At 72.0% G+C, this 9,989-nt stretch carries 10 protein-coding genes; 9 read left to right on the top strand and 1 reads right to left on the bottom strand.

Annotated features, from left to right (window positions below; translation table 11 throughout):
- Positions 1–97: 97 nt before the first annotated feature.
- Positions 98–1,456, bottom strand: coding sequence for an MFS transporter (locus AB0G11_RS41970; RefSeq protein ID WP_219515311.1), 1,359 nt, complete (start codon positions 1,454–1,456; stop codon positions 98–100).
- A 355-nt stretch (positions 1,457–1,811) separates the two neighbouring features.
- On the opposite strand from AB0G11_RS41970, the gene AB0G11_RS41965 reads away from it, so the two are divergent.
- From AB0G11_RS41965 to AB0G11_RS41925, 9 genes are all read left to right on the top strand, one after another.
- Positions 1,812–3,290 carry a hypothetical protein gene (locus AB0G11_RS41965; RefSeq protein WP_357592413.1) on the top strand — a complete coding sequence of 493 codons (1,479 nt, stop codon included), beginning with the start codon at positions 1,812–1,814 and terminating at the stop codon, positions 3,288–3,290.
- Positions 3,287–3,730, top strand: coding sequence for a roadblock/LC7 domain-containing protein (locus AB0G11_RS41960; RefSeq protein ID WP_219515334.1), 444 nt, complete (start codon positions 3,287–3,289; stop codon positions 3,728–3,730). The genes AB0G11_RS41965 and AB0G11_RS41960 overlap by 4 nt, the downstream gene beginning before the upstream one ends.
- Entirely contained in the window at positions 3,727–4,086 is a 360-nt protein-coding gene (locus AB0G11_RS41955) for a DUF742 domain-containing protein (protein ID WP_219515336.1), read from the top strand. Before AB0G11_RS41960 ends, AB0G11_RS41955 begins: the two co-directional genes overlap by 4 nt.
- The gene (locus AB0G11_RS41950) at positions 4,073–4,660 is read left to right on the top strand and encodes an ATP/GTP-binding protein (protein ID WP_219515339.1); all 588 of its coding nucleotides are present in this window, start codon (positions 4,073–4,075) and stop codon (positions 4,658–4,660) included. Before AB0G11_RS41955 ends, AB0G11_RS41950 begins: the two co-directional genes overlap by 14 nt.
- Complete coding sequence (locus AB0G11_RS41945) at positions 4,657–5,931, top strand: cytochrome P450 (RefSeq protein ID WP_357592411.1); 1,275 nt, start codon at positions 4,657–4,659, stop codon at positions 5,929–5,931. Before AB0G11_RS41950 ends, AB0G11_RS41945 begins: the two co-directional genes overlap by 4 nt.
- Entirely contained in the window at positions 5,882–7,087 is a 1,206-nt protein-coding gene (locus tag AB0G11_RS41940) for a cytochrome P450 (RefSeq protein WP_357592409.1), read from the top strand. The genes AB0G11_RS41945 and AB0G11_RS41940 overlap by 50 nt, the downstream gene beginning before the upstream one ends.
- A gap of 33 nt (positions 7,088–7,120) precedes the next feature.
- Complete coding sequence (locus tag AB0G11_RS41935) at positions 7,121–7,606, top strand: Rrf2 family transcriptional regulator (RefSeq protein WP_219515347.1); 486 nt, start codon at positions 7,121–7,123, stop codon at positions 7,604–7,606.
- Between the two features lie 90 nt (positions 7,607–7,696).
- The gene (locus tag AB0G11_RS41930; RefSeq protein ID WP_219515537.1) at positions 7,697–8,131 is read left to right on the top strand and encodes a carboxymuconolactone decarboxylase family protein; all 435 of its coding nucleotides are present in this window, start codon (positions 7,697–7,699) and stop codon (positions 8,129–8,131) included.
- A gap of 69 nt (positions 8,132–8,200) precedes the next feature.
- A complete protein-coding gene (locus AB0G11_RS41925; RefSeq protein WP_357592407.1) occupies positions 8,201–9,967 on the top strand; it encodes a thiamine pyrophosphate-dependent enzyme in 1,767 nt (588 codons plus the stop codon).
- Positions 9,968–9,989 lie beyond the last annotated feature (22 nt).

The following is a 9,989-nucleotide window of genomic DNA, read 5'->3' as shown; positions in this document are numbered from 1 at the left end:
GATGTCTTGGAGTGACAGACCTCTTCTACAGCGGCTCCGCTGCTTTGTTCACCGGTCTTGACGAACAGCCCTCTCCCTTAACTGAACGGCGTTGGATCTAGAGGTCGCGGGCCTCGTCCAGGACCTTGGCCGACTCGCGCTCGTACGAGCCCCTGGCCGACAGCACGAGCAGGCCGCCGAGGACCATCGGGACGATGAGCGCGTACATGGCCGTCACGAGCGAGCCGGTGGCGTCGGAGGTGATGCCGACGATGAGCGGCCCGAACGCCGCGCCGAGCGTGAGCAGGAACTGCAGCACGGCGAAGCCGAGGCCGCGCGAGCGCGCGCCGACGACGTCGGCGACGGAGGCCGTGCAGGTGGGGATGGCGGTCGCCGACACCGTGACGGCCAGCAGCACACAGAGGATCATGGCGGTGGCCGACCCCATGAGCAGGGCGCCGCCGAGCAGCAGGGAGCCGGCGGTGATGCCGGCGCCGCCGACGAGCAGGAGCCCGGCGCGGTGGCGGGTGATGGCCCTGCGGCCGAGCCGGCCGCCGATCACGGTCCCGGCGACCACGCCGACGATGGTGACCAGGCCGCTCGTGGTGCCCGCGGTGCCGATGGGCAGGCCGTACGCGCGTGACAGGAGGGTGGGCAGCCAGTAGTAGATGCCGCCCAGCCCCAGCGTGAGGATCATGACGCCCACGGAGACCCGGACCAGCGTCCGGACGGCGAGGACCTCGCGGACCTGCCGCCAGAAGGGCGGCGAGGCGAGGGCGGGCCGGTCCGGGGGAGCGGCGCCGGTCGCGGGCGCGTCGCCGGCCGAGGCCCTGATCCTGTCGAGCCGGCCGCGTTCGGGCTCGCGCAGCCGCCAGACCAGCAGGGCGGTGAGGATGCCGGGGACCGCCATGCACAGGAAGGCCGCGCGCCACCCGTACGCCTGGCCGATGACGCCGCCGACGATGGTGCCGAGCCCGCTCAGGTAGGTCGTCATGCGGGTCCAGCCGTACACGTGGACCCGTGCGGCGGCGGGGTAGAAGTCGGCGATGAGGCTGCCCATGGCCGGGTTGTCGATGTTCTCGGCGGCGGCGAGCAGCACGCGCATGAGGTAGAAGACGGCGAACCCGGCGGCGAGTCCCGAGCCGAGCGTGGCCAGCCCCCAGCAGAGCACCACGACGGCGATGATCTTCGTGCGGCTGTAGCGGTCGGCGAGGTAGCCGGCGGGCAGCGCGACGGCGGTGGCGGCCAGGGCCCCGGCGGTGGGGATGGATCCGGCGGCCGTGTCGCTGAACCCCCACTGCTCCTGGATGAGCGGGAGCACGCCGGCCAGGAGCCCGGCCTCCATGCGGTCCACGATGCCGACGAGGAACAGCACGGCGAACGGCGCCCAGCCGTACGGGTTGGGGTCGGTCGGGCTGATCCCGCCCGCGGGTGGGGACCCGAGTCGCCGGCGCTCGCGGGTGACGGCCTTGACCATGGACTTCTCCTCCGCTGTGGCAGCCGGGTGCCCTAGAACAGGGTTCTAGGACCGAGTTCTGGTCAGAGTGTCGTACATCACATCGTGTTGCGCCAGGGGTGCGGCGTCAGGAAGTGGTCACGGCGGACCGGGGCGGCGGGGCCCCGTGGCGGTACGGGCGTTTATGAATAAGTCTCGGGAATTTCCGGTTTAGTGCGGTATGTGATTGTCCCTGATAAGAAATAGCCGACGTTTTGACATGGCTGTAGGGACAAGGGCGTGTAAAGTCGTCAAGCGGCGACGCCTCATGCTCATTTGACGGGTGTCGATTCCTCTGCCGTGCCCATATGGAGCTCCAGCACTTCAAAGGACGGACATGAACGGATCCGCGGATTTCACTGCCGGAGTGCTGCTGGCGAGCGTCATCTGCAGCGTGTTATTGCTGATGGTCTGCCTCGTGCTGCTGGCCATCCTGCTCATGCGCTCCCGGGCGCCCGAGCGCGGGCCCGCCCCCGCCGAGCCGCCCGCCGAGCGTCCCGCGCCCCCCGCCGAGCGCCCCGCCCAGGGAAACGACGAAACCGCCGGGCAGGCACGTGCCGACGAACAGGTGCAAACCGCAGAAAAGGCCAGAGTCAGTGCCGAACAGGCCAGAGAGGCCGCCGAGAAAGAGAAAGAACAGGCGCTGCAACAGGCCAACGCCAACCTCCAGTGGTACAACGCGGCCGTCGCCGAGACCGGCCGGCTCGTCGAGCGCCTCAACGCGGTGGCCGACGCCGAGGTGCGCGGCTACTCCGACGTCGTCGTGCCCGGCCTGCTGCACCCGCAGTTCGCGGGCACGCCGCTGAGCGACCACATCGCCGGCGCCGAGGAGCTGCTGCGCGAGGCCGTGCACGCCACCCGGGCCGACGTCAGCGGCGCCGCCCGCGCCGGCGTCCGGGGCATGGCCGAAGAGGTGCAGATGTACCTGGCCCGCCTCCAGATGTCCATCAACGAGGCGCTCGACCTGCCGCCCGGCACCGACCCCCACCGCAGCCTGGTCGAGATGGACGCCCACGCCACCTGGGCGCTGCACGCCGTCCAGCGGCTGCGCATCCTGGCCGGCTCCTGGCCGGGCGTGCAGCGCGCCGACTGCACCTTCCGCGAGATCGTCGAGAGCGCCCGCGGCCGCATCCCCGCCTACGACCGCGTCGACTACACGTACGTGCCCGACGTCGGCGAGCGGTGGGTCGAGGGCCGGGTGGTCGAGCCGATCACCGTCGCGCTCGCCGAGCTGCTGGCCAACGCGACCAGCTACACCGGCGACCGGGTCAGCGTCTACGTCCGGGAGGTCCCCAAGGGCTTCTGTGTCGTCATCGACGACAAGGGCGCCGGCCTGAACTCCTTCCAGCTCGCCGAGGCCGAGCGGCTGCTGTCGCGCCAGACGACGCTCGACGCGGCCAACCTGGCCGACGAGCGCAAGCTGGGCTTCGCCATCATCGGCACCCTGGCGCACGACTACGGCTTCCACGTCGACGTCAGCGCCCCCTCGCCCAGCGGCGGCGTCCAGGCGTCCTGCCTCGTCCCGCACCACCTGATGAGCGCCGCCCCCGGCCTCGCCGCGCCCCCGCGCGAGACGGCCCCGCCGCAGCCCGCGCTCCACGCGGCCCCCGCGCCGGTCACCACCTCCCACGGCCTGCCCAAGCGCGAACGCCGGCACGCGGTCGCGCCCCTCTCGGCCCAGCCGACCCAGCAATCCATCACCGACACCCGCGCGCCCGAAGACGTGGCCGCCGACCTCGGAAAGCTGAGCGAGCTGCTCAGCACGGGCCTCGCCACCGGCCGCGACAACGACGCCGAAGGACACTCGCAGCCATGACCATAGAGCAGCCCACCGCCGACGACACCAACATGAGCTGGGTCCTCAACAACCTCGTCGACCAGCAGTCGGACGTCATGAACGCGGTGCTGTTCACCTCCGACGGGCTGGTCCTGGCGCACTCGGCCGGCATGAGCCGCGACGACGCCGACCGCGCCGCCGCCGCCCTGTCGGCGATGAAGTCGCTGCAGCAGCAGCTGAGCGAGTTCTGCACCACCCCGTCGCGTCACAGCGCTCCAGGGCCGCTACGCTACGTGATCGCCGACCTCGCGAACGTCACCATGGTGCTGTTCGCCGTGACCGAGCGCACCGGCATCGGCGTGTCCATCCGCGGCGAGTCCAACAGCGCCGCGACCCACATCGCGATCCAGGCGGCCACCAAGACCGTGCGCGGGCTCGGCCCGATCCTCGGCGCGCGGGAGCGGAGCAGCGGCGCATGACACCGTCGCGGCACCGGCGGGCGGGCATGATCCGCTCCTACACCGTGTCGGGCGGCGACGCCTCCGCGACACGCGCCGGTCTCGACGCCGCCACGCTGCTGCTCGCCGACCCCGCCCGGCCGCTGGCCGGGCTCGCCGCCCACCCCCGGCGGGTGATGGACCTGTGCCTGCCCGGGGCGCTGTCGGTGTCGGAGGTCGCCGCCCACCTGGAGCTGCCGGGCGCGATCGTCAAGGTCATCGTGGCCGGCCTCGTCGACAGCGGCCACCTGGCCCCGCGCGCGCCGTTCGTCCCCGCCGCCTCCCCCTATAGCACCGACTTCCTGATGAAGGTGTTGAAGGCACTTGAAAAGCTCTGACCGTTACGTGCCGGCGACGGCCCGGCCGGTGAAGGTTCTCGTGCTCGGCCCGTTCGCCGTCGGCAAGACCACCTTCGTCAGGACCGTCTCGGAGATCCGCCCGCTGTCCACCGAGGAGCGGATGACGCAGGCCGGGCAGCTCGTGGACGACCTGCGCGACCTGCAGGGCAAGGACACCACCACGGTGGCGATGGACTTCGGCCGCCTCACGTTGTCTCCTGAGATCGTGCTCTATCTGTTCGGCGCGCCCGGCCAGCCGAGGTTCCACGGCATGGTCCGCTCCCTCATGGAGGGCGCGCTCGGCGGACTGGTCCTGGTCGACACGCGCCGCATCGACGACAGCTTCGACGCGATGAACCTGCTCGAAGAGGCGCAGCTGCCGCACGTCGTCGCCGTCAACCACTTCGACGGCTCGCCCCGCTACCGCGACGCCGAGCTGCGCGACAGCCTCAGCCTGGACGACCAGCCGCTGGTGAGCCTGGACGCCCGCCGGGCGGGCTCGGCCAAGCACGGCCTGATCGCCCTCGTCCAGCACATCCTCGACCACCACCGCCGCCTGGAGCATGCCCGATGACACCGTCCGCCCCCGTCCCGAGGCTGTTCGGCCCCTCGTTCGCCGCCCGGCCCGACGACGCCTACGACCTGCTGCGCGCCGCCGGCCCCGTCGCCTGGGCGGAGATCGCCGACGGCGTGCACGCGCTGGTCGTCACCGGCCGCCGCGCCGCCGTCGACGTGGTCACCGACACCGACACCTACTCCAAGGACAGCCGCATGTGGGAGGCGCTGCAACAGGGCCGCGTCCCCGCCGACAGCCCGGTGCTGGCGCTCATGGCCTACCGGCCCAGCCTCCTGTACGCCGACGGCGAGCGGCACGCCCGGCTGCGGCGCGCGATGGACGACTGCCTGCGCCGGATCAACCTGCACGAGCTGCGCGAGATCACCCGCCGCCACGCGCTGCGCCTCATCGACGACTTCGCCGGCGAGGGCCGGGCGGAGCTGATGAGCCAGTACGCCGACATGCTGCCGCTGCTGGTCTTCACCGACCTGCTGGGCTGCCCGCCGGAGCTGGTCGAGCGCATGGTCACCGGCTGCCAGGGCATGATCAACGCCGGTCCGGAGGCCGCGCAGGGGGCCGCCGACCTGGCGCAGTGCCTGGCGGAGATCATCGCGATGAAGGACGGCTCGCCGGGGCGCGACTGCACCTCCTGGATGCTGGCCCACCCGGCCCGGCTCACGCACGAGGAGATCCTGCACCAGCTCGTCGTCCTGGTCGGCGCGGGCACGATCCCGACCTCGGCGTGGATCGCCTCGGGCCTGCGGCTGCTGCTGTCGGACGACCACTACGCCGGCGACCTGACCGCGGGCGCCGTCACCGTGCGCCGCGCCCTGGAGCAGGTGCTGTGGACGCAGTCGCCGATGGCCAACTTCTCCGTGCACTTCGCCCGCCACGACACCGCGCTGCACGGGGTGCCGGTCCCGCGCGGGGTGCCGATCCTGATCAGCCACGCCGCCACGGGCACCGACCCGGCGCTGCCGCCGCTCGGCTACGACAACCGCTCCCACCTGGCCTGGTCGGCCGGCCCGCACCGCTGTCCCGCCGACAGCCAGGCCGCCGCGATCGCCCAGACCGCGATCGAGACGCTGCTCGACCAGCTGTGGGACCTGGAGCTGGGGGCGGGCGGCGGAGCCAACCGGCCGGGCCCCTTCCACCAGTGCCCGGCGACGCTGGCCATCCGCTTCCGGCCCCGGCCCGCCGATGCTTCCCTCACCCCCACCGCGTCCACTGGAGGTAGTCGTGTCCAGCGAACCCCCGATTCTCGATCCCACAGGAAGGCGCCTTTATGAGCAGGTCGACGAGCTGCGCGCGGCCGGCCCGGCCGTCCGGGTGCGGCTGCCCGGAGACCTGGTCGCCTGGTCGGTGACCCGCGGCGAGGTCGCCAAGAAGCTCCTGGTCCACCCGGGCGTCTCGAAGAACGCCCGCACCTCCTGGCCGGAGTACAGGCCGTTCGCGATCGGCTGGCTGACCGCCTGGGTCGACGTGATCAGCATGTTCACCGTCGACGGCGACGACCACAAGCGGCTCAAGGACCTGGTCGGCAAGGCGTTCACCCCGCGCCGCATCGAGGCGATGCGGCCCGCGATCGAGACCATCGTCGAGGACCTGCTCGCCGACCTGGAGCTCGCCCCGCCGGGGCGGCCGGTCGACCTGCGGGCCTCCTTCAGCTATCCCATCCCGACCCGGGTGATCTGCGACCTGATGGGCGTCCCGCTGGAGCAGCGCCCGCAGATGCTGCGCTGCATCGACGCGGTCCTCGACACCAGCCTCACGCCCGAGCAGGCGAACGTCGTCCAGCGGGACATGTTCGCGGCGATGCACGCGCTCATGCACTACCGCCGCGCCAACCCGGGGACGGACCTGACGAGCCTGATGCTGGCCGCGCAGGAGGAGGGCGCGCCGCTCAGCACGGAGGAGCTGGTCAGCACGTTGATCCTGATGATCGGCGCGGGCAGCGAGACCGCCGTGTCGCTCATCGACCACGCGACCGTCGCCATGCTGTCGCACCCGGACCAGCTCGCCGCCGTCCGCGCCGACCCGGCCCGCTGGGACGACGTCATCGAGGAGAGCCTGCGCCAGCACGCGCCGATCATGCACCTGCCGATGCGCTACGCCACCACCGACATCGACCTCGGCGAGGGCGTCATGATCGGCAAGGGGGAGCTCATTCTCATCGCGTTCGGCGCGCACGGCCGCGACCCGGCGGTCAACCCGGACCCGGACCGCTTCGACATCAGCCGCGCCGAGCGGCAGCACCTGGCGTTCGGGCACGGCATCCACTACTGCCTGGGCGCGCCGCTGGCCCGGCTGGAGGCGGCGATCGCGCTGCCGGCGCTCTTCTCGCGCTTCCCGGAGCTGCGGCTGGTGAGCAGGCCGGGGCGGCACACGTCGTTCATCGGCAACGACTACCCGTCGCTGCCGGTGGTCCTCGACCCGGCGGCGTGACACCCATAAACCTGGACGTGTAGTATCCAGGTTATGCGGATGAGCGAGGGCGTGGAGTGGGCGCTGCACAGTTGCCTGAACCTGACCTGGGTCGAGACCGGAGAGGCCATGACGGCGGCCCGCCTGGCGGCGTTCTACGAGCTGCCGGCGGCCTACCTGAACAAGCAGCTCCAGGCGCTGGCCCGGGCCGGGATCGTCACCTCCACGCCCGGCCCGCGCGGCGGGTTCCGGCTGGCGCGCCCGCCGGAGCGCATCACGCTGCTCGACGTGGTGACCGCGATCGAGGGGCCGGGGGAGGCGTTCCGCTGCGAGGAGGTGCTCCGGCAGGGGCCGGGAGGCCGCTCCGACGTCGACTACCGCAAGGCGTGCTTCGTCTCGCAGGCCATGCGCCGGGCGGAGCTGGCCTGGCGCAAGGAGCTGGCCGGTCAGACGCTGGCGGACATCAAGAAGATGGTGGAGCGCCACCTGCCCGGCACCCCGGCGGCCACGCGCGACTGGTTCGCCTCCCGCCGTCCCTGAGCGCCGCCGTGGGCGGGGTGCTCGATCGGCCCCGCCGCTCACCGTAATTCTGGATATCAAATATCAAAGATGGAGAGAATCATCATGCGCATGAGCATCCGCAAGCCCGCCGCCGACGGTCTCAAGGCCATGTACGCGCTGGAGGCCTACCTCAACGCCGGCCCCGTCCCGCGTGCCACCCTCGACCTGCTGCGGCTGCGGGTCAGCCAGATCAACGGCTGCGGCTACTGCGTCGACATGCACGCCCGCGAGGCCGCCGAGGCCGGAGTGAGCGACCGGCGCGTCCACGGGCTCGCCGCCTGGCGCGACACCCCCTTCTACAGCGACGCCGAGCGCGCCGCGCTCGCCCTCGCCGAGGCCGCCACCCGCATCGCCGACAACCCCGCGGGCGTCCCCGACGACGTGTGGGCCGAGGCCGCCGCCCACTACGACGAGGAGTCGCTGGCCGTCCTCGTCATGGCGATCGGCTCGATCAACACCTGGAACCGCATCAACGTGACCCTGCGCAACGCCCCGGCGGCCTGAGGACCCGCCTGCCCGAAATTTGCAGGGACGTGGACGTTTGCCGAGACCCGCTGGGGCACGGCGGCAGGTATGACAACCATCGCTTCCGAAGTGCTCATCGAGCGGCTGGCCGAGTGGGGCGTCGACACCGTCTTCGGCCTGCCCGGCGACGGCATCAACGGCATCATGGAAGGGCTGCGCCGCCACGCCGACCGCGTCCGCTTCGTCCTGGTGCACCACGAGGAGGCGGCGGCGTTCATGGCCGCCGCCCACGCCAAGGCGACCGGGCGCGTCGGCGTGTGCCTGGCCACCAGCGGCCCCGGCGGCATCCACCTGCTCAACGGCCTGTACGACGCCAAGCTGGACCACCAGCCGGTGCTGGCCATCACCGGCATGCAGGAGACCAGCGTGCTCGGCACCGGCTACCAGCAGGAGGTCCACCTCGACCGGCTGTTCGCGGACGTCGCCGAGTACAACCTGGTCGTCGACAACCCGACCCAGCTGCCCGGCGTCGTCGACATCGCGATCAGGACCGCGTACGCCCGGCGCGGCGTCGCCCACCTGACCCTGCCGAACGACGTGCAGGTCGCCCCCGCCGACGCCGACCCGTACAAGCACGTCGCCCCCGCCCGGCCGCCGGCCACGGCCGCCGTCTACCTCAGCCCGCCCGGGCTGCCCCGCGAGGAGGACCTCCAGGCGGCGGCCGAGATCCTCAACCGCAGCGAGCGCCCGGCGATCCTGGCCGGCGCCGGGGCGCTGCACGCGCGGGCCGAGGTGCTGGCCGTGGCGGAGGCGCTCGGCGCTCCGGTGATCAAGACGCTGCCCGGCAAGGCCGTCATCCCCGACGACTCCCCGTACGCGGTGGGCGGCATCGGCCTGCTCGGCACCCGCCCCGGCGAGGAGCTCGTCGAGGACTGCGACGCCCTGTTCATGGTCGGCACGAACTTCCCCTACACCCAGCACCTGCCCCAGCCCGGCCAGGCCCGGGTGGTGCAGCTGGAGGCCGACCCGGTCAGGGCCGGGGTGCGGCTGCCCACCGAGGTGCCGATGATCGGCGACGCCAAGGAGGGGCTGCGCGCACTGCTGCCGCTGCTCAAGCACGACGGCGCCCGCGACCACCTGGACAAGTACGTCCGGATGACCGAGAAGTGGCACTCCGACATGGCGGCGCTGGACTCGCCGGACCGCGACCCGATCGCGCCGCAGTATCTCATGGGCTGCGTCGACCGGGCCGCCACCGACGACGCCATCCTCACCTGCGACTCCGGCACGATCGCCACCTGGGCCGCCAGGCACTGGACGATCCGCGGCGAGCGCGGCTTCTACCTGTCGGGCAACCTGGCCTCGATGGCGCCCGGCCTGCCGTACGCGATCGCGATGCAGCTCGCCCACCCCGGACGGCAGGTCATCGCGTTCATCGGCGACGGCGGGTTCGCGATGCTCATGGCCGAGTTCCTGACGGCCGCCCAGCACGACCTGCCGATCAAGGTGATCGTCAACAACAACAACTCGCTCGGCCAGATCCTGTGGGAGCAGATGGTGCTCGGCTACCCCGAGCACGGCGTCCGCTTCGCCCGGCCCGCCGCCGACTTCTCCGCCTGGGCGCGCTCCTGCGGCGGCTACGGCCGCAAGGTCACCGAGCCCGGCGACGTGGCCGAGGCCGTCGCCCAGGCGCTCGCGCACGACGGCCCCGCCCTGGTCGACGTGGACGTGGACCCGAACGAGCCGCCGATGCCCGGCAAGGTCTCCTACCAGCAGGCCAAGAGCTTCGCCCAGGCGTTCCTGCGCGGCCAGCCGCACAAGGCGTCCATCGCCACCACCCTGTTCAAGGACAAGATCTCCCAACTGGGCAAGTGAGCACCCGCCAAGATCGGCCGGA

This window comes from Nonomuraea sp. NPDC023979 (assembly GCF_040639085.1).
GTDB classification, from domain to species: Bacteria; Actinomycetota; Actinomycetes; order Streptosporangiales; family Streptosporangiaceae; genus Nonomuraea; species Nonomuraea ceibae.
This window is presented reverse-complemented; position numbering and strand designations above follow the sequence as displayed.

Excerpts from the sequence above, each read along its gene's own strand:
- AB0G11_RS41925 (WP_357592407.1), top strand. The coding sequence starts at position 8,201 with ATGACAACCATCGCTTCCGAAGTGCTCATCGAGCGGCTGGCCGAGTGG.
- AB0G11_RS41945 (WP_357592411.1), top strand. The coding sequence starts at position 4,657 with ATGACACCGTCCGCCCCCGTCCCGAGGCTGTTCGGCCCCTCGTTCGCC.
- AB0G11_RS41965 (WP_357592413.1), top strand. The coding sequence starts at position 1,812 with ATGAACGGATCCGCGGATTTCACTGCCGGAGTGCTGCTGGCGAGCGTC.
- AB0G11_RS41930 (WP_219515537.1), top strand. The coding sequence starts at position 7,697 with ATGAGCATCCGCAAGCCCGCCGCCGACGGTCTCAAGGCCATGTACGCG.
- AB0G11_RS41935 (WP_219515347.1), top strand. The coding sequence starts at position 7,121 with ATGCGGATGAGCGAGGGCGTGGAGTGGGCGCTGCACAGTTGCCTGAAC.
- AB0G11_RS41970 (WP_219515311.1), bottom strand. The coding sequence starts at position 1,456 with ATGGTCAAGGCCGTCACCCGCGAGCGCCGGCGACTCGGGTCCCCACCC.
- AB0G11_RS41955 (WP_219515336.1), top strand. The coding sequence starts at position 3,727 with ATGACACCGTCGCGGCACCGGCGGGCGGGCATGATCCGCTCCTACACC.
- AB0G11_RS41960 (WP_219515334.1), top strand. The coding sequence starts at position 3,287 with ATGACCATAGAGCAGCCCACCGCCGACGACACCAACATGAGCTGGGTC.